An 18,439-nucleotide genomic window follows, 5' to 3' on the forward strand; every position below is an offset into this window, starting at 1 on the left:
GTCAATCCTCCACGGGCTTGCGGCGTTGCACGAAGTCCCACAGCGCGGCCGGCAAGAACCGCGCGTCTGCGCCTCGCTGGTCGAGCATCATCGCGACGTTGCCAACATCCACGGGATCGCCCTTCGCGACGAGCTCGATAAGCTCCCGCGCCAGCGTCATCGCCGAGACGGTCGCCGGGTCGCTCCATCCGCGGCGGCCTTCTCCACGCTTCTTGGCGAGCTTGCGTTTCATCCGCGCAGCGAAGAGGTCGACGGCGACATCGTCCGGATGCACTGAGCCAGCGCGTCGGTTCCAGGCGGCTGCAGCGGCAGCGGCGTCGTTGAAGAGCAGCACCATCTGATGACCGGGGCAGGCGTGATCGACGCAACTCCCACCGAACATCGCCTCGGAGACACGCATGACCGGGTCTACGTCGCAGTACGGACACGGGACAAGTTGATGATCTCGGGGAGAGTTCATTGAAGTTCTCCAGAGACGGCCGCGCGCGCAGCGACGCGCTCGAAATAGAAGACGACAGGCGCCCCGGTTTCCTCGATCAACCCGTAGCACTTCGCCAGGCGATAGATCGGGTGATACGCGTTGAGGGAGGCGACATGCTTCACGAGCGATTGGCGCCACTGCTCGAGCGACATCTGCCCCTTGCTGATGTTGCAAGGAGGACAGGACGGCATGTAATTCGACTCGACATCACGCTCCGGATGCCTGGACGGGCCACTCACAAGCTTCCATCGGCCATCCGCGGTTCGCTTGGTCTCGACCGCGCGCACAACAGGGTCTAGATGGTCGCCGTGCCACCGATCTGGCAACGGCATTCCGCAGTACGCGCAGCGTCCGTCGAATTTGCGCCGGAGCTGATCGCGCTGCGCTTTGGAGAGTCGGCTCACGCTTTATGCTCCGAGGCAACAGCGGCAGTATCGTGGCAGACGGCTGCAGCGGGTCGCGCTGCATTTGCGGAGCGGATCACAATCTCCACCCGTTCCCACAGCAAGGGCTTGCAGTCGCGCGCAAGTTCGTTCGGAAAGCCGGTAATGCCAATGGCACCGGCCGACGTCCTGATGTCGAGTTGGCCGCCGATGACCGGACTGCTGGAAATCTTCGTGAGCTCGCCGGCGGCAACGATCTCGTCGGGCGACGCAGGGGCGGGCGCGACGGCCTCGCCCTTGTACCAGTGCATCATGGCGAGCAGGCCGATATCGATGGGGTCGCCCTTGTCGACGTGCGAGCGCAACATCGTCGACAGGTCATCCCGTTGCGCGCTCCACCAGCCGGCACGCCCCTGGGCTCTACCTACCGCCATCTTTGCCTTCAACTCGCTGGTGAACCCGTCGAGAGCCGCATCGTCGAACGCTGCCGCACTTGTCAGCGGATTCGCGTCGGTGACGCCGGTAACGACTAACGAACCTAACTCGTTGCAGGAGAGGTCGAGCAGATCCGCAGCTTGCTTAAGAAATTCCAGGAAGCCCGATTGAAACGCGGGATCGCCTCGAAATCGATCGGCCCCGATATCCGCGAATCCGCGCACGTGCTCGGCGATGAGCGAAGCCGCTCCGAGCCAACCGGCCAGCGCCCGGCGCATTTCCGGTTGGTGGTAGTTGCCGTCTCCGTCCTGCGTGAACGACGCTTCCTGGTCCGCTTCGTCCGCACGCCGCTGCATTGCGGCCTCGAACGCTGCGATGGTCACGCTCTTCGTTTCATCAATCATCGGTGTAGCCCCCATCGTTAGCACGGCCATCGTTGGCCAAGCCATCGTTGATGTTGCTGATATCGGAGAGGGCGCCGTCGTATTCGGCTCCCTTTGTCACGGCGAACTCGACAATGCGACCACCGTCCGTTTCGATCACGGGGAAAAGCTTCTCAGCCGTGCGGATGTAGTACTGCTTAAGAGCGTCGGCACCGCCAGAGACGCCACTGCCGATAGCAGCACGGCCGACCTGGCTCGGATTGATAATGGAGGTCGACCCAAGGGCGGTATTACTGAGGGTGTTGGCGGACTGATTGAACGCTTGCCCAATACCGGACGAGATACCGGCGAACACCGACATGGCCAATGCCGATCCCGCCTTCGAGACGAGCCGACCTCGCACACCCTCCTTGCCGTCCTCGCCCATCACGTTGCCCTTGATCGGCATTTCCACGGTTCGGCCGTTCTTCAGGATGCAGTCGAGCGTTTCGCCGCGCATGTGAGTGCGCTCGCTGGACACATCGCCATATGCCTGCGTCAGAATCCGGCACTCAGTGATGTCGAGCTTGCGGCTGTTCGGCAGATTGGCTGGGTCCAATACCTGGAGGAACACCGGAAGCGGGTCGTGCTGGGCTTCACCTCCCGTTGGCGCGTCGACACCGTTCATCATGAATACGCGAACAAATGAGGAGCCCGGGATAAAGCTGACTTTCTTCCTGCCATTGGCTTTCAGGCAGTCCTGCTGCGCGCGTGTTACCTGATCCAAAGGCAACGAGGAGTAGCGTGGATCGACGCAGTCGGCTCCGTTTCCGGTCGGTGTATTGAATTGAATGATGTCGAGCTTCGTAGTGGCTGCGGCCATATCGACACCCGGCTTGCCGGATTTTCCGAATGGCGGATTCAGGATTGCACCTGTCTTTGCCGGGGCCCCGTTGAGGGGAATCGGCTTGTCCAGCGCCGCGCGGTCTGCCGTTGCTCCGGACGCGGGCGCGGGGGCGCTTGCCGGCGTGCTCTTCATCGCGTCGATCCGCTTGGCGAGCTCGTCCTGCGCTTTCGACAAGGCTTTCATCTGCGACATCGCATCGTCGGCGCGCGAATCTATACTCGACATCCTGCGGGTAAGCTCAGCGAGTTGCGCCTCGGAGTGAGCCCGCCAGGCATTGCGATCGTTCTGATCGCCGAGGCTCGTGAACGGCACCTTCGTGGTGAACTGACGATTGGCCGGCCCGCTTTGCGTGAAGAACATACCAACGGCGAAGAGGCCAGCGAGGACGGCGAAACCGGCCACGGTCAGGATCCGCTGGCGGCGCTTGGTTGCCTGATTGACATCACTCATGGTCGCCCCGCTCACGAACGACATAGACGATCGTGCTGGCGCCGGCCGGCAGGTTGGCGTTTTCGATTGCGATGGCGAGCACGCCCGGGGCGTACAGTTCGCGCTCGTCGATGGCCATGTCGCTGTGCGAGGTATTCGAGAGCGTGTAGGTCTCGCCAATGAAATCGCCGTCGCCGTACTGACGGACCAGCGTCAATACAGCCTCCTTCCAGAGCGGCACGACAGTATCGACCGACGTGTACGACAGTTGTGGTGCCCCCCGACCACCGGCCATCGCCAGCATCATGAGTTTCACCCGTCGTTGAAAGGCCGATGCGTGGAGCGCTTGGGTCGAGCGCGCTGCAGGCGGTTCGATACGGACATCTTCAGCCGGTCGCGGACCAGGTACGAGCAACAAACGGTAGGTGGTGCCGGCGTCATCGATCACGAACACCGTGATTGACTCATTCAGCGCGGTGGGATTCGCGGGCATGAGCCAGAGCTTTCCGCCGTCTTGCGTCCACGAGATAGAGCCTGGTACAGCTGGCACGATCTTCGAAAAGCTGCGCCCGCCGGACATTGACAGAACGTTGTATTCGGCCGCGGAGATCGACACCTGCTGCGCTTGCCGATCCGCTCCCTTGACGACCTGGATCGCATGCGCACTAGCGGTAATAAGGAACATCACGGCGGCAAACATGAGGCGCGGCCTGAAGGCCGTGCACAATTTCGGCGACTGTCGATTGAAGGCAAATTTCATGATGCAGGAGTCTCCGTTGTGACCAGCGGCTCGACGCCTTGTTTGCCGCGCGTGGCTTCTCGGATGTCGAGGAGGACCAAGCGGCCGAAGACGGTGATTCCGAAATAGACCTCGTAGGTCTTTTGTTCCGAGCTCGTGCGTTTGCCGGAGATGTAGGTGGTCAAGGTGCCGGTGACCTTCACGGCCTTGTTGCGGAAGTCCACCTCACCTACCCCCATCGGCTCGAAGACGTTCGTCACGCCGTCGTGCTTGATCTGCAGCGCGTCGGCCTCCCATTCGGTCTTGAGCGCGGCGCGCCGATCGTCGTCGACCATGGACAGGAGAATCCGTACGTTGTTGTCGACGGTGGTCGGCGTGACACTTTTGGAAAGGGAGAGCACGTACGCGGCCTGATCGGCGAGGTACTGGTCGTTCGCATACCGGGCCCCGATGACGTAGGTGCCGCGAACTGCTGGCGGCATGATGATGACGCGCTGCGTGATGACCAGCCATGCGCAGGTGAGGGCTATGACCACACTGGTGGTGCCGTTTCCGAGCAGCACTTTCTTCAGAAAGCGGTTCTCGGCCTGCAGCTGTTCGCGCGATTGGGCGGCTTTACCGGGTGTCATCGAATCACCCATTCAGTTCGCGAAGATCAGACGGCGGAAACTTCTTCGGCGCCGGCTGACCCAATACCCAGTACATGACGTGAGCCGACATACCGGGATGCTGGCCCGAGCTGAACTTCTGCCAAAGCGCCGCGGCCGCGACGCCCACGACCAGACCGAGCAGGGTGTGGTTAAGCAGCACACCGCCGATCGTGCCAGTGAGCCCGATCGCTGCTACATCCTTGCGAAAGAACAGAAACTTCTCCGGGTCGTCGAGGCGACTGGGTACGTAGTGACTGAGATCATCCGACATCGCCGCCCCCGGTCAGATCGTCGCGGTGTAGCTGGCGTCGATGATGCTAACGATCACGCCGGTCAGGATGCCGATTCCCGACGGGACAACGAAAGCACCGTAATCCTTCACGAACATCGCACGTACGCTCCCGAACAGCAAACCAGCGATTGCGCAGGATTTGCCGGGATTGCCTTTGGCCCACCCCTCAAGGGTGGTTGCCCCTTGCTGGAACTCCGCGCCGTCCGTTCCGAACGCATAGCGCGCGACCATCATCAGCGTGACCGCGAGCATCACGGCAGCGATGAAGTTCAGGGTTTCACGCACTTCAGATTTCTGCAGAAGCGCCTTCGCGCGATCCTCGAAAGCAACGAGGGCGCTCGCGGCTCGATATTCGAGCATCTCGAGCTGGTTGAATTGAGCGGTATTCATCTAGTCCTCATGTGGTAGCTAGCCAGCAGCGCGTGCCGGGGGGGGGGTGCTCGCGCCGCTACATGCAGCGCGAGCACAATTCAGGGGGAAAGTAGTTAAACGGACAATCGAACTTTCATTACGGATTACTTACTATTGTGTTTCCTCCTTGGTCGAGTGGTGAATCGGTGAGCTGCGCGGACTAACGGCCCGCCAGGTGCTTCGACTCCGTCCCGACCGTGGCGCCCGCGGTGCAAAGCGTTCGATTCGCCACCTTCGCGACTCGGTGGACATGTCGGATTCGCGCGTGCAGGGATCGGTGGCGCTTGGCGATCGGCGTGGAAAGCGCTTGAATGGGCCGGATTTCTGCGGCCGATACAGGGAGCGATAGATTCTCTTGAACGACAGGCGCCGGCGCCGCGAGGTGCTTGATCGTCGGTTCAGGGCACGAGTCGCCGGAACAGAACACGTAGCGGCCGGAGCCGGGTTCGCCGATCTGCGTGACGTCGTAGTCCGGAAGACGGGAAGACGCAAAGCAGGCTTGCGTAAGGGTTCCGACAATCAGGCCAAGAAGAGGGGCGAGGCGCATCATCGCGCGCCTCCTTCGGCGACCTTGCCGAGCGCCGACTGGGCGCGATAGCCCGCATATGCGCGCTGCACCAGCCGGACATAGCGCGCCTGAGCGGCGGTGTTCGTTGAACCTGGCCCGGTGTTGTAGCAACCGACGGCGGCCCAAGTCGCGCCCTTGGCCTGAATGCAGTTGGCGAGCACCCATGCGCTAAGCTTGAGGTTCACACAGGGATTCAGGAGGTCGCGCTGCGTGACACCGTAGCTGACGAGCTCGGGAAGATGAACATCGTTGATTTGCGCTGCCCCCCATGCCCTGTGGCCGTCCGGCAAGCGCGGCCCAACGGCGCCGGGCATGCCACGGGATTCGACCCAGGTTATCGCCCGCAGGAGATCGGGATCCAGGTGATAGAGGGCTGCAGCCTCATTGAAGATATTGCCCTTGCAAACGTCCGCGGCCGCAGGCGGAGCTGCGAGCTGGGCGATCGTGGCAGCAACTGCCACACAGAAGGTGCGCATCGCGCACGACGAGTGCCGCCGAACAGAATAAAAAACGTAGCGAACCGGGTGAACCCGGTTCACTACGAGACCGCCTGCAGTCGAGGCACTGAGAGAAGAACGCGACAGGCGGGATACGAGCGAAAGCTGCTCGTACCGAAAGAGCAACATGGAGCAAAAAGGGCGTATATCCGAATAGATGCGTGACACCGAACCCGTAGCGTAAGACATGCGGCTGCGGCGGAGGTTTGACGCGGAACAGCGAACGAATGCCCTGTGCGCGCGTGATATTGCAGAGCGGGGCACAAGGCGTATCGCCGTCGCCTTAAAAAGGGACGCATCGAACGCGTCAAGCCCGAAGGATTGACGTACAATATCTGTAGCCACGAGTGGTCTCTCTCAGCTTTCCTAGCTATTTGCTTGTGGTCAGGACATATGGGGTGTTGGCGCACCCTGTATGTCCGTCTTAATTAACTACAACTGCACAACATAGACATAAATGTTCGGAGACTTTCCGAATCTGCGGCATGACGATATTCGCAGCGCCGCACATGTTTTCTTGTCCACTTCAAAACCCACGGCGGTCAATTGACCAAGATCGCGCACAGAACAGCTAGTCATACGTGGGCAGCGTTCAGAACTCACTACGCTTTCGCGCGAGCGGCTCAGCGGCCCGGTCGAGTTCGTGTTGGTAAACCTGGCGCCGACTGCCTCTATCTGGGTCTAGCTGGTTTGTACCGCTCATCCCTTCGGATTCCACTGCAGGGTGATGGCGTTAACATTCAGCTCGTGCTTTTCAAAGTACTTCATCATGCTATCCAGGCTTGCCCATGTCCTCGGTTCATTGCGGAACGTATACAACGTGTGCAAGCCCTCTTTCCAAGACAGTTCGACGACGAAGAGATAGCCCCTATCCGTGCGCAAAACCGATGCGTGCTTGATAGCGTTGTTCTTCGCGGCATCCCGAAATTCCGCCTCAGTAATCTTGCTCAACCTACCCTCCAATGTGCTCAACTGGAGGATAGTAAAGCGATAGCTACCGATTCGGATGGTTCGATTCAATTTCTACCAACATTACCTATATTGCACTGCATTAGAACATGAGTTGCATTGCAAAACAACATATTTTGCAAGGCGCAGCGGGAGGCCTACGGTCTTGTCCTCCCACCTTGACCAGCGCCGATCAGTCGACCAGCAAACGACGTTACCAACTGTAACAGGATGTTGAAAATTTTCAACTCCTTCGTTGAACAAAAATTAGGGTCGGGCAAAGCGCGTGAAGAAAAAGGAAGAACTTGCAAGCCTAGCTGCCACTTTTGTGGCAACAGTCAAACACTTGCAGCAGGAAGCCGGGGTCAACGACTCGGAGCTCTCGCGCGCAATCGATCTTGACCGGGGGACGCTCAGCCGCCTGTTATCGGGTGAAACGATCGATCCGAGACTGAGCACGATCTCGGCAATCGCCAGGTTCTTCGCCGTTCCGATGTCGTCCCTCTTCGGCGAAGACAGTAGAGGGTTCGTGCCTGTCTATGAGCAACGGAGTCTGCGCGACGCTCTAAAGGTATCCGCGACGTCGCGCCACGATCAGCTGTGGATCAGGGTATCGAATGCAAATTCGAGCCGATTTGCGATTGCACTCGCCCCCAAAAGCCGCACTGAGCCGCTGCCACGCAATGCCACCCTTGTTGTAGGAGATTACGCCTCGCTTGATTCGGGCGATCTGGCGCTTGTCGAAGTAGACGAACAGACTTACACCTTCGTCAAATTGACGGATAGCGAGAAACTCATCGGATACGACATCGAATCAACGTCAAAGCACCGTCCCATAGTGATAAATAAGCAAGCAATCGTCGGAAAAGTTGTGGAAATCATAATGGGCCGCTAGCTCCGAATAAAATTGACCTTATAGTCGTAATGATCAACACCGTCACGCGACTTTATCCAGAGAACGATCCTGGAAAACAAGACAGAGAACGCCATTTCGTACAACATCTTTATCGTAATTTGCGCAAGCACTATCTTGAGAAGCACCATCGACGGCACAACACCGTAAAACAAAAGCGTTCCAAATAAAACGCTATCGACGACCGCCCCGACGGCATTCGCCGCGAGAAACCGAAGAATCAGGGCGCGGCCTTTTAGTGCGATCTTCAACCTAGATACAACTAGCGAATTAGACAATTCGCCTGCGAAGTAACCAACTGCCGACGCGCCCAAGGCCCTCATCATTTGATGGGAAACTCCCAGAACGCTGCCTCCTAGCCACCCCGCCTTCTCGAGCGATAGAATAATCAGGATAACCGGAATGTTGACTAGAAATGCACCCCATATCACATGTCTGCTTGCGACAAATCCATACGTCTCCGTTATGCAAGCGCCAAAGCAGTAGGTCAACGGAAATACAACAAGCGCGGTGGGAAAGAGAACACTGTACCCATGCAGGAATGGCAGATTGATAGTGGTGATACTATCCCCGATTAAATTGGTAGTTACCAACATAACACTGAAGAGGGCAGTAAGATAAATAATCCCGTAGGGGAAGTGAGGCACCCGTTCGGTGATGTTCTTGATATTGACGTCGTTGGCATTTACCGTTGCGAGCAATGCAACGTCATTGGCAGAAAATTTACCGATCCAATCCGCCTCTAACAACTCACCGACGGGCAGTTTCATCGAAACACCCGTATCATTCACGCGTACCCTAGCGACCGAAAATCGCTTTTCGCCATCCTTCGGAAGAATCGCCTCCACTTGGCATCTCGGGATACTATTTGCCGTTACCATATCTGAGCCTGTTCAAAATCGATCCGCCAAACAAACGAAAGAACCTCGATCCTACCCTCGCAACTCGAACAGTCACGTCACTTGGGCAGATTCTGATATGCCATTTTCAAAATGATATCTCGATACTGCGGATACTTTCCTAGCAACTCAGACTGAGTAAGAATTCTATAATCAGCGTCATCAAAGCCTGGCACTACGGCGCAACTGACCAAAGTGTAATCACCTGAGTCGACCGACGCCCCGAAGATCCATCCCCCACGCATGACTACAGAAAGTACCTCTCCATGTTCCAAGTTAGGGCCGAGGCGAACCGTCCGATACGTTCCCATTTCATCGATGACATGCATGGTCAACGGATCGCCAGAGTGGTAGTACCATATTTCATCGGATATCATCTGATGGAAGTGCGACGGGCTATCATGGGTCACCATGAAATAGATTCCGCTATAGTTTTTCCTTTCTACACCGCTCGACGTTTTTCGGAAAACGTCAGAACCAAACGCATATCTATAATAACCTCCTTCCGGATGAGGCTCCAGACGTAGTTTCTCCATCCAGAATTCCGCGGATTCCTGCGGTCTGCTGCTATTTGCCTTTGACATAACATTTCCTGCAGATATCATGAAAACTGTTACAAAAATTGAAACGAGGGTGACTCGTGGAATCACCGCCTTCGGCCCTCTAGTCGTAAATTCATTTTTTTTCGCAAACATACGATGTGGTCTTAGTTGAAATTTCTACAACATCGCGAGACAGCAGGTGCACGGGGGAATAGTACCGCTGCTGATCCTACACGATGATATCGACATCGATTTGAAATTCTTTACCGCTTTGTATTACGGAGGTTCCCGCGCCGAACAGATGTCAACAAATCGAAAGGTATATTCGAGACTCTATCGGTATTCTTTCGATTTGATTTGATCTGAATGCGCAGCGCGCCGGCAGCCGAGCAACGTCCCTATAACCGGAGCGGCTAGGGAAAGGAACAGAGTGCGTCGCGGGCGCGCCGCAACCTCAGTCCGGCTCGATCTGCACCTGTTGCGCAGCTTGTTGACGCCGTCGACGCTGCGGCTGGGTATTCGCCTGCTCGGCCAACTCATGCTCACGCAGCGTCTCGATGGCGCTTGACTTGTCCTGGTGGCGTGAGACGGCCGCTCGAGCAAGAGTTGCGTCGGTCGTGAAAATCTGGAGATCCTCGACCGCCCGGGTGAGGCCGACATAGAAGCTCCGGTCGCCGAAGATCCTACGCACCGTCATCGCGACGTCTGACTGGCGCCGAGCATCTTCCGGATCACGCTCCATTTTGTGTGAAGGGATATGCAGTATGGCTTGCTCGCGAGTCGCGCCCTGGCCCGCGTGCACCGTGGCAGCATAGGCGTGATCCCAATGACGCTGCGCGTCGAGATCCCAGGAAATTTCCTTGCCATCTGCGAGCCGTAGAACCGCCTGGTTCTCGTGGACAGAAACGACGGTCGCCTCGTGACCATTCTTGACGAGTTCGTCGCCGCGGGTGAAGCGGATGACGTCACGCGCCGCGAGATTCCTCGTTTCCGAGAGATACACCTCCACCCGGTTGTACTTCTTCGGCTCCCACTCCATTAGAGAGCCGTCGGACTTCCGGAGAACGACGATACCCTCGTCAGGTCGAGTGCCCTCAACGCGCATGTATTCGCCGCGGGACGCGAGTATTTTCTGATAGTCCCGACCAAACCGCACGGTCATATCCCTAGTGTAATACTGCGCCTCCTTCTGCTTGGCCCGGGTCATGTCTCCGTCGGACCGGAGGATGGCGTGCGCCGAGTCGTTGGCATCCAGCTCGCCGCGCGCCTGCAGTTCAGCCCGAACCGCATTGTTGATCTCGACGCGATCTTCGTTAAACGGCGTGATGATGATGGTCTGATTTCTTCGCGGTCCCCGGTCGACGTACTGGCGCGCCATCAGGTCGATCAGGTCTTGCGGATTGTCGTGTTCTGTCACGCGCCCAGCTTGCTCGAGGAAGTCAAAGGCGCGAGCGTTGCGAGCGAGGTTCAGGTCGGTGAGGGGCTCATCTGCCGCAAGGTCGGCGGTGCCCACGGTGATCGCGACAGCCTGCTGCAACTCGGGATTCTTCTGGCGCTGGATCTGGGTCATCTGTGCAGTGGCCACGCCTTCGTCCTGCAGGATCTCAAACGGCTTGCCTGCCTCGATGGCCTGCAGCTGGAGCCGGTCGCCCAGGAGAATGACCTTCGCATCCGCTCGTTCCGCCATCTTGAATAGGCGGGCCATTTGCCGTTGGGCGAGGAATGACGATTCGTCGACTAGCCAGAGCTCGCGCTCCCGCGATAGATCCGGTACATACTCGCGCAGCAGCTTCAGATCCTCCTGGCGCCGCTGCTCATGGATCTCGAACATCGTAACCGTATCGGCATGGATACCCGAATCGTTCTCGAGCTGCTTGGCGGCCTGGCCGGTTGCGGCCATCCCTCGAACAAGCCACCCCTGCTCGTGTGCGACCTGGACTGTTCCCTTGACCATCGTGGTTTTGCCTACGCCGGCGAGGCCCTGCACCGCGACGATCCGGTCTCTGCTCGTCAGCGCATGCTCGATCGCGCCTCGCTGGCCGGGAGTATAGTCAAAGGTAGGATCGTTCCGCTCCGCGCGCGCGGTGGCGATGGCCTGTTCGATTCGGGACCGGACCAGTTCGGGAGGCGCGATCGCCGGCGTCGCGTCTCGCTGTGCAAGCGCGTTTTCGACCGTCCAGCGCTCCGTGTTGAGCATCTTCTCGGTGGTGATGTTGCCGTCCGGAAGGTCGACGATCTTGCCCTGGTCGACCAGCTTTTTGTAGGCATCGAGAATCTGATTCGGAGACGTTCGGCCGACCGCGTGCTCTAGCGCGGTCTGGACGAGGTCATATTGGTTCAGCACAATTTCGCGCTCACCGAGGTGGGACGCTGCGAACCGCAATGCCTCGATACCGGACATCTTGACGACCCGTGCGTCCGTTCCCGCTTCCCGCGCCTCGCGTGCCTTCTGCTGGATGACGCTGTAGTCGAGGTCGACTGCCTGTGCGCGCTCGCGCCATTGAACCGACAAGGCATCATGGTCGACGCCAACCTTGCGTTCGCGGGTCGCGAGCACGGCACGCTCCTTTTCGGCGGCCGTCGCGTTTGCAGGATCGATTCCGTTGGCGCGCAGCCATCGATCGCGCGCTGCCGAGCGCTGGCTGAAGTGTTCGATCTGCTCCCGAGAGACACCGACCAGCTCGAAATTCCCGTTCTTGTCGGGTGCCGTGATGGCATAGCCGCGCTTCTGCAGCCCTCGCGCGAGCGAGGACGTGTAGATTGCCCCGATCACCTTCTGCTGTACGTACAACGCGTCATTGGTGAGCGACCGCCATTCGCCGTCCGTGCGTTGGGTCGCGTTCATGACGAGGGCGTGAGTATGCGTATCGGGGTCGAGATCTCGGCTCGTGTTGTGCCGAAAGAGGGCGGCTACTATGTTGCCGGTCGGCTCGACAAGCGTCTCGCCATCGACCGTTTTTCGCGCCTGTGCTACATACGCCTCGATGTACTCGAGCGCCTCTTTGACTGCCGCCTCATGGGCGAGGCGGACCTCGCGATCTTCGAAAGCCTCGGCGGCAATACTGACGCTCTTCGGCGCCGAAAAGGTCAAATCGATGCCGGGCCGATGCACAACCTCGGGCTCGCCATTCTCGTCCAGGACGACTCGACCGAGCTGCTGATCGCCGACCTGCCCAGACAGCAGGTTGAAAAACACGTTGCGATCGACTTGCCCGTTCAGACCGAGAGTGGCCGCCCCCTTGCCGAACCAGGCGGAATGTTCGAGTCCCTGGTCGGTGGTGTAGTAGTTATCTTTCGAAAAATAGTGGAGCGCCTGGCCGGCGCTGCCGACATTGTGCATGCTCATCATCGCGCGTCACCCCAACAAGTCACCGAGACCGGCGCGGCCGGTGGGCCGTTCGCCGGCAGCTGGTCCGCGGGGAGCCGACGTACCGCGAACCTCGCCGGTGTCACCGTCGACGATTTCGCCGGTCGACAGTGAGATCACATTGGAAGACTGTGCTACGGAACCGGCGGTCATGGGCGCGGGCGCGCCAACAGCCGGGCCGGCCGAAGCTGGGTTGGTCGGCGAATGCTCGGCGGCCGCAGTCGGAGGATCAGCAGGATTGGGTGACGGAGGGTGGGACGGGGAGGGGGCAGTGCCAGGCCTCGCCGTCGGGCTGGGCTGGGAAGGAAGCGCAGTCGATTGTCGCTCCGACGCTGCCGGACGGTCAGCCGCAGCGCTTGCCGGAAGCCAGAGATCGTACGTTTGGCGCGGGATGAACGGCGTCACCGTTTGGGGATGGGGGACGTACTCGTACTTGACCCGGGCAACCGGATAGTCGCTCGGTGTGACCAGATAGCCCTGCATGTCGGGCAGGTGCAGGATTTCGGATGAGAGGACGAGATCGCGGAGATTGCGTCGCGCAAAAACGCTCATGCCGTCGCGCCGCTCGTCGATGCCGAGATTCAGGCTTTCTTCCTTTTCGTCCAAGTCGGCCTGACCGATCGCGTTGGCCAACGCCTTGGCCGCATCACCATCTGTCACGCGAAGCAGGAGCTTGGTCTGGCATCCGGAGATAATCGTGCGCGCCAGGTGCTCGCCGTAGATCTGGAAGAGTTGGGAAAAGTCCTGGATGCCGAGCACGAAGCAACCGCCGTACTTCCGAATGTTGGTAACGGCGAGCTTCATGATCTCGAGCTTTTGCAGAGTGGGGAGCTCGTCGTAGAAGTACCAGAGACGTTCGCGATGAATCGGCTTGAGTGTCAGCAGGGAGCGGATCGCGATATCACACCAGAGGCTGATCAGCGGAAGCAGGGCGGTTTTCTGCTCCTCGTTGACCGTAATGAACAGCCAGGAATCATCGTCTTCATCCTCATTCTGGATCCATTCTCGGATCGAAAATGGCTCGCCATCGTCGTGCAGGTAACGAAAGCAATCGAGCTGGTTCTGCACGGTCATCTTGAGGCTCATGCCCGTACGCTCAGTGACTGGATCGACGTAGGTCGCCGCGGACTCGTTCGCTAGGATCGCGTGCAATTCCTCGAGATTGCTATGGGCGATGGCCTTGTACAGCGCTGCGTTGGTTCGTTTGTTGTCGCCGCCAAGCGCACGAATCGCTCCCTTGAAAACCATGCGCCCCGCAATCGCGAAGAATGGGTCCGCGACATTCGGCGGAATCGGGATGAGCCCCTCAGCCAGCCCGTCGTAATGGATCTCGCTTTGGATTTCGCGCCAGGCATTCCAGTTCGGGCTCCGCGCGTCGAGCGGATTCAGGATGACGTCCTTCCCTTCGCGGTAATACGCAGCGGTGAACTCACCTGATGGGTCATAGACGATCGCGCGTTTTTTGCGGGCGCGCACCTGATCCATCAGCGCGAAAAACTGCTGGGACTTGCCACTGCCTTGGGCACCAGAAAAGAGTGTGCCGAGCACTTCAGCCTTCTTTCGCATCGGCACGCCGGCGATGCGATAGGGGCTGGCGTCGTCTCGCGCCTGCAGTTCCTTGACGAGTTCTTTAGCCTTGACGAGCTTCGCGCCGCGCACCTGCTTGTCGGTCAGTTTTCCGCGCCCGTACTCCATCCAAAACAGGACGGAAAGGAACGTCACAGCAATAGCAGTAAGAACAGCGTACAGGGCGGCATTGCGCGCATAGACGAAAAACTCTTCGGCGGCGTCTTCGGTAAACGACAGCGCCGCTGTTGGCGGCAGTTCCGTGTCGTCGTTGCCGAGATGGAACGAGACATTCGGATTGGCCATGGGCACGACGGTGAGGATTTCAGCCTCGATATGCTTGACCGTCAAATAGCGCGTTTCGGCCGAAGTGACGAGATACAGGTATGCGCCGCCGGCCAGCGCTCCGACGAGAATGGCGGCGATGACAACCGCCACGATCGCACTGGTGAGGAGCTTTGCCTGTTGCCACCAGAGGGCGGTTCCTCGTGAAAAGGTCGCTATACCGCTGGGCGAGCGTTGATCAGCCATTGCTCTCTCCCAGCAGTTTCTTGGTAGCGGCCTCGGCGCGATCCTGTGCCTGGTGAAGGAACTGGATGTTCCTATCGCTGACGATAGTCGTCAGCACTTCGCGACAGAGATAGATCGCTCGAACAAGATCGGCTGGGAGCAGACCGGAAGAATTCACGCCGGAATGTACGGCTTGCCCATTCGTCGCTTGGGCAGAATTCGGGATAGCGGCGAGCAGAGCGTTCAGGCGCTTTTCGATCTGTTCGACGTTATCGTTCACGATCCCGCGAACAAGGATTTGACGACAAAACTCCGCTACTGGAATTCCCGCCTCGTTTGCCTTTCTGCGATAGAACTCGTTGGTGGGTCTATCGAAACGAAGGGTGATACGCTCGGATTTGCCCTTGCTGGCATGACTAGAACGTGGCATGTGCGCCTCAGCATACACATCGCCCCATTTTTCCCCGACCGACCTTCTAAAGAGGTCGGCTAATCAAATAGTTACGTCATTATAGTGGATGTAAATGGTTTTCGGTGTCTGCCGTGCATGCATCAGGATGCGGTGTGCGATTGATAGCGATTCCCCTTTTATATTCATCGACTTATTCGATCGATAGCGCTTCGGTGTCTGCCAATTCGGACTCCGATGTTTCTGAAATGCACGCCGTTTAGACACCTTTTCGATGCGGCTCTGGCAAGATGTTCGCGGGCATGCGACGTTTGGCTGCCATGGTCCAGCTTTATGCAGAAAGGCATAGCGCGATTTGAGATACGCTTCGGTGTCGGCGCGTATGCGTTTCGGTGTCTGCCAGTGTAGAGCCTTGCTGCGCAAGGCTCTACACACCCGCAACGAAGTTGCGTGGTGTGTGACCGTCTGGTCGGGGGGTGGGGCCTGCCCCACGGGTCGCCCCCGGACGGACGGTATCTGGATGGTGATGCCCGGACGGGTCCGGGTATCGCCGGTTTTTCATCAGGCGTCGCGATCGGCATCGCAGCCAGCAAGAGCGAGGATTTCGTTCCGTTGAGGCGTTCGCCTGGGTGGGGCACAGCGAAAATTTTGGAGAAAGCGGGAGATTGAAGTACCGACACGAAAGAGAGAAAAATGAGGCGAGCGTCGATCCGTTCCTCACAGGGAAAAAACGGAAAAGGGAGGTCGAGCGGAGGCGGGACGCGGACAGGGAGAAATTCGGAGCGACGAGGGTGGTTATGCCACGCAGGTTTTCCACATATCCACGGGTCCGGACCGACGTCGCGATGCATCAACATCGCAAGAGCGTCGGCCGCGCGCCGTTTTCCACAACGGTGTTGGTTGTGGGAAACGGGAGAAGCGCGGGGACCGGTGGATATGTGGGAAACCTGCCGGCGTGCGCGGATTTCGGTCGCGGATAGACGGGGTTCGGGGCAACGACCAGAGAGAAAACGCTGTGAGCACAGACGGTGTGGCAGTAATCGGCGGGCGCGACTTGGCGGCCGCCGATCACGGTGTGCGCAATTCAGGATTACGCACTGGATGGGTGGTCCGCGCGGGGCGACGGCTGCGCAACGGCGCGGGCGACGCCCCGCGCGGCGACTGTGCGAAAAAAAGCGCGGGACGGGTGCTCGACGCGCTGGCTTGGTCATGTCGGCGGCCGCGACGGTGGCGGCCGCCGTGCTCGAGCTACGCAATGCGTGCATTGCGTCTGGGTGGATGGTCCGCGCCGGGCGGCGGCCGCGGAATGGCGCGGGCGACGCCCGGCGCGGCGACAGCATGAAAGTCGCGGGGCCGGGGGCTCGGCGAGCGGGTTGGTCGGGCTGGCGGCCGCGACGGTGCCGGCCGCTACGCGCGAGTTGCGCAGCGGGCAATTGCGCCGCGACGGATGAGGCGCGGCGCAGCGGTGCGACAGCGCGGTATCAGGCGCCAATGCTTTACGTTGCGCGGCCGAATTCCGTTACACTTCGCGGCAAGGGGGAGGGGCAAGATGGAGTGATAGAGGCCATGGCGGCAGATGCAGGGAAGACACCGCGCAAGCCGCGATCGATCGAAGACGAGATCGCGAGGGCGGCGGCGAAGCTGAAAAAGCTGCAGGACCAACAGCGCGAGATGATCCGCAAGGATCGCGAACGGAATCATAAGGCGGTGCTCGAGCTGCTGCGCGCGGAAGGGCTGGACGAGATCCCGGCGGAACAGTGGAAAGAGCGGCTCGAGGCGGTAAAAGTCGCACTCGCGAAACCGGGCGAGACCCCGGTGCCAGCGAAACCCGCCCAGGGCGTGCCGCCAGCCGCTGTCGCCGACGGCGCGTCGGTGTGATCGTTGGGGCAATCCGGCGACGCGCGAAGTGTGCGCGGAGCGGGATTGCCCCGATTCGTTTGCGCAGCGCGCAAACTGGCTAACGCATTGGTCGCGGGCTGGCGGGTGGTCGCGGCGTAGCGGCGAGCGCCCGCCAGCCCGCGACGCCGCGCAAAAATCCCGGCTCAGGCGTGCTCGTGTACAGGCGTCGTTACGGTCAAAGTGAGGCCGAGCGCGCGCACCACACGCAGGATCGTCGCGAATTCCGGGTTGCCGTGCTCGTCCAGCGCCTTGTAGAGGCTTTCGCGGCCAACGCCCGCGTCGCGCGCAATCTGCGTCATGCCGCGCGCGCGCGCCACAGTGCCGATGGCTTCCTGAATGTCGGCAGAATCGCCAGTCTCGAACGAAACCCGCAGATATTCGGCCTGCGCCTCGGGCGTGTCGAGGTATTCGGCCGCGTCAAACGGCGTTGTCTTGATACCCATGTCAATCTCCCAATTGCGCCGAAAGCGCGATAGCGCGCTCAATGTCGCGCTGCTGCGTTGACTTGTCGCCACCGCATAGCAGGACGACGAGCGTTGAGCCTCGTTGGACAAAGTAGACGCGATAGCCGGGGCCGACGTGCACGCGCATTTCGCTCACCCCGGCACCAACCGACTTCACGTCCCCGTACTGGCCGCGCAGCCATTTCGCGAAGTCGTCTGTCTGCTCGATTCTCATAGCCTATATAGTATCCCATAGGATACACAAGTTCAAGGTGCATTCTGGCTACCGGCCGGACGACCGGCGACGCGATCAGTGCGAGTCGAAGCGGGCGCGGTTTTCATGCGACGCGCTCGACCTCTACAAGCTGCGAGCCAAACAGCGATTCCGCACGGGTCCAAGCCTCGCCCGAACTGTCTGCCTTGATGATTTCCACGTCGAATCCGGTTTCCGATTTGTAGGTGATCGCCCACTGCGCCTGCATTTTTTCTTCCTCCCGGAATGACGCGTTATTGCGAAAACGCACCGCTATACGCAGCGCGCTGGTCGTCGGTGAGATTCGACGCGTCGATTTGCGTCGCGCCGTTGAAGATCATCAATGCGTACGGGTCGGCCAGAATGCGTGCTTCGCGACACAGGATCGGGTCGCCGTCTCTGCTCGGCCGACGCGAGCGCCAAATGTTGATCGCTCGCTCAAGCTGCTCGATGCTCAGAATCGTTGCGGTGTTCATCGTGTGTTCTCCTGTAGCGGGAGACGTTGTTAGTCGAAGCATTACAGGACATGATTTCAA

At 59.4% G+C, this 18,439-nt stretch carries 22 protein-coding genes; 2 read left to right on the plus strand and 20 right to left on the minus strand.

Going from position 1 to position 18,439, the window contains the following annotated elements; translation table 11 throughout:
• Window position 1 precedes the first annotated feature (1 nt).
• From QZM72_RS31420 to QZM72_RS31470, 11 genes are all read right to left on the minus strand, one after another.
• Window positions 2–460 carry a hypothetical protein gene (locus QZM72_RS31420; RefSeq protein WP_301740032.1) on the minus strand — a complete coding sequence of 153 codons (459 nt, stop codon included), beginning with the start codon at window positions 458–460 and terminating at the stop codon, window positions 2–4.
• Window positions 457–885, minus strand: coding sequence for an HNH endonuclease (locus tag QZM72_RS31425; RefSeq protein ID WP_301740033.1), 429 nt, complete (start codon window positions 883–885; stop codon window positions 457–459). Before QZM72_RS31425 ends, QZM72_RS31420 begins: the two co-directional genes overlap by 4 nt.
• Window positions 882–1,703, minus strand: a complete 822-nt coding sequence (locus QZM72_RS31430; RefSeq protein WP_301740034.1) for a hypothetical protein — start codon at window positions 1,701–1,703, stop codon at window positions 882–884. Before QZM72_RS31430 ends, QZM72_RS31425 begins: the two co-directional genes overlap by 4 nt.
• A complete protein-coding gene (locus QZM72_RS31435; protein WP_301740035.1) occupies window positions 1,696–3,042 on the minus strand; it encodes a TrbI/VirB10 family protein in 1,347 nt (448 codons plus the stop codon). Before QZM72_RS31435 ends, QZM72_RS31430 begins: the two co-directional genes overlap by 8 nt.
• Window positions 3,011–3,757: a type-F conjugative transfer system secretin TraK gene (locus QZM72_RS31440; protein WP_301740036.1), complete on the minus strand. Its 747-nt coding sequence runs from the start codon at window positions 3,755–3,757 to the stop codon at window positions 3,011–3,013. Before QZM72_RS31440 ends, QZM72_RS31435 begins: the two co-directional genes overlap by 32 nt.
• A complete protein-coding gene (locus tag QZM72_RS31445; RefSeq protein ID WP_301740037.1) occupies window positions 3,754–4,377 on the minus strand; it encodes a type IV conjugative transfer system protein TraE in 624 nt (207 codons plus the stop codon). Before QZM72_RS31445 ends, QZM72_RS31440 begins: the two co-directional genes overlap by 4 nt.
• Window positions 4,370–4,657: a type IV conjugative transfer system protein TraL gene (traL, locus tag QZM72_RS31450; RefSeq protein WP_301740038.1), complete on the minus strand. Its 288-nt coding sequence runs from the start codon at window positions 4,655–4,657 to the stop codon at window positions 4,370–4,372. The genes QZM72_RS31445 and traL overlap by 8 nt, the downstream gene beginning before the upstream one ends.
• A 12-nt stretch (window positions 4,658–4,669) precedes the next feature.
• Complete coding sequence (locus tag QZM72_RS31455) at window positions 4,670–5,068, minus strand: hypothetical protein (protein ID WP_301740039.1); 399 nt, start codon at window positions 5,066–5,068, stop codon at window positions 4,670–4,672.
• Window positions 5,069–5,249: 181 nt separating this feature from the next.
• A complete protein-coding gene (locus QZM72_RS31460) occupies window positions 5,250–5,639 on the minus strand; it encodes a hypothetical protein (RefSeq protein WP_301740040.1) in 390 nt (129 codons plus the stop codon).
• A complete protein-coding gene (locus tag QZM72_RS31465; RefSeq protein ID WP_301740041.1) occupies window positions 5,636–6,196 on the minus strand; it encodes a lytic transglycosylase domain-containing protein in 561 nt (186 codons plus the stop codon). The genes QZM72_RS31460 and QZM72_RS31465 overlap by 4 nt, the downstream gene beginning before the upstream one ends.
• A gap of 657 nt (window positions 6,197–6,853) precedes the next feature.
• Window positions 6,854–7,105: a hypothetical protein gene (locus QZM72_RS31470; protein WP_301740042.1), complete on the minus strand. Its 252-nt coding sequence runs from the start codon at window positions 7,103–7,105 to the stop codon at window positions 6,854–6,856.
• Between the two features lie 283 nt (window positions 7,106–7,388).
• On the opposite strand from QZM72_RS31470, the gene QZM72_RS31475 reads away from it, so the two are divergent.
• Window positions 7,389–7,997, plus strand: a complete 609-nt coding sequence (locus tag QZM72_RS31475) for a helix-turn-helix transcriptional regulator (protein WP_301740043.1) — start codon at window positions 7,389–7,391, stop codon at window positions 7,995–7,997.
• Here QZM72_RS31475 and QZM72_RS31480 read toward each other — a convergent pair.
• The 5 genes from QZM72_RS31480 to QZM72_RS31500 all read right to left on the minus strand — a co-directional run bounded on the left by QZM72_RS31480 (window position 7,994) and on the right by QZM72_RS31500 (window position 15,329).
• The gene (locus tag QZM72_RS31480) at window positions 7,994–8,863 is read right to left on the minus strand and encodes a VUT family protein (protein ID WP_301740044.1); all 870 of its coding nucleotides are present in this window, start codon (window positions 8,861–8,863) and stop codon (window positions 7,994–7,996) included. The genes QZM72_RS31475 and QZM72_RS31480 overlap by 4 nt on opposite strands.
• A gap of 110 nt (window positions 8,864–8,973) precedes the next feature.
• Window positions 8,974–9,450 carry a cupin domain-containing protein gene (locus QZM72_RS31485; protein WP_301740045.1) on the minus strand — a complete coding sequence of 159 codons (477 nt, stop codon included), beginning with the start codon at window positions 9,448–9,450 and terminating at the stop codon, window positions 8,974–8,976.
• Window positions 9,451–9,910: 460 nt separating this feature from the next.
• Window positions 9,911–12,805, minus strand: coding sequence for a MobF family relaxase (gene mobF, locus QZM72_RS31490; protein WP_301740046.1), 2,895 nt, complete (start codon window positions 12,803–12,805; stop codon window positions 9,911–9,913).
• Between the two features lie 6 nt (window positions 12,806–12,811).
• A complete protein-coding gene (locus QZM72_RS31495; RefSeq protein ID WP_301740047.1) occupies window positions 12,812–14,920 on the minus strand; it encodes a type IV secretion system DNA-binding domain-containing protein in 2,109 nt (702 codons plus the stop codon).
• A complete protein-coding gene (locus QZM72_RS31500) occupies window positions 14,913–15,329 on the minus strand; it encodes a hypothetical protein (RefSeq protein WP_301740048.1) in 417 nt (138 codons plus the stop codon). The genes QZM72_RS31495 and QZM72_RS31500 overlap by 8 nt, the downstream gene beginning before the upstream one ends.
• A gap of 1,545 nt (window positions 15,330–16,874) precedes the next feature.
• Here QZM72_RS31500 and QZM72_RS31505 point away from each other — a divergent pair.
• A complete protein-coding gene (locus QZM72_RS31505; protein WP_301740049.1) occupies window positions 16,875–17,186 on the plus strand; it encodes a hypothetical protein in 312 nt (103 codons plus the stop codon).
• Window positions 17,187–17,350: 164 nt separating this feature from the next.
• Here the strand turns inward: QZM72_RS31505 and QZM72_RS31510 are convergent, their stop codons facing one another.
• The 4 genes from QZM72_RS31510 to QZM72_RS31525 form a co-directional block, all read right to left on the minus strand.
• Complete coding sequence (locus QZM72_RS31510; RefSeq protein WP_011695198.1) at window positions 17,351–17,650, minus strand: addiction module antidote protein; 300 nt, start codon at window positions 17,648–17,650, stop codon at window positions 17,351–17,353.
• Window position 17,651: 1 nt separating this feature from the next.
• Window positions 17,652–17,885 (minus strand): type II toxin-antitoxin system RelE/ParE family toxin, encoded by a 234-nt coding sequence (locus tag QZM72_RS31515; RefSeq protein ID WP_301740050.1) that lies wholly within the window; start codon window positions 17,883–17,885, stop codon window positions 17,652–17,654.
• A gap of 103 nt (window positions 17,886–17,988) precedes the next feature.
• Window positions 17,989–18,132: a hypothetical protein gene (locus tag QZM72_RS31520; protein ID WP_301740051.1), complete on the minus strand. Its 144-nt coding sequence runs from the start codon at window positions 18,130–18,132 to the stop codon at window positions 17,989–17,991.
• A 25-nt stretch (window positions 18,133–18,157) separates the two neighbouring features.
• Window positions 18,158–18,379, minus strand: a complete 222-nt coding sequence (locus QZM72_RS31525) for a DUF3717 domain-containing protein (protein ID WP_301740052.1) — start codon at window positions 18,377–18,379, stop codon at window positions 18,158–18,160.
• Window positions 18,380–18,439 lie beyond the last annotated feature (60 nt).

It is taken from the genome of Burkholderia sp. AU45388 (assembly GCF_030481585.1).
GTDB lineage: Bacteria > Pseudomonadota > Gammaproteobacteria > Burkholderiales > Burkholderiaceae > Burkholderia > Burkholderia sola.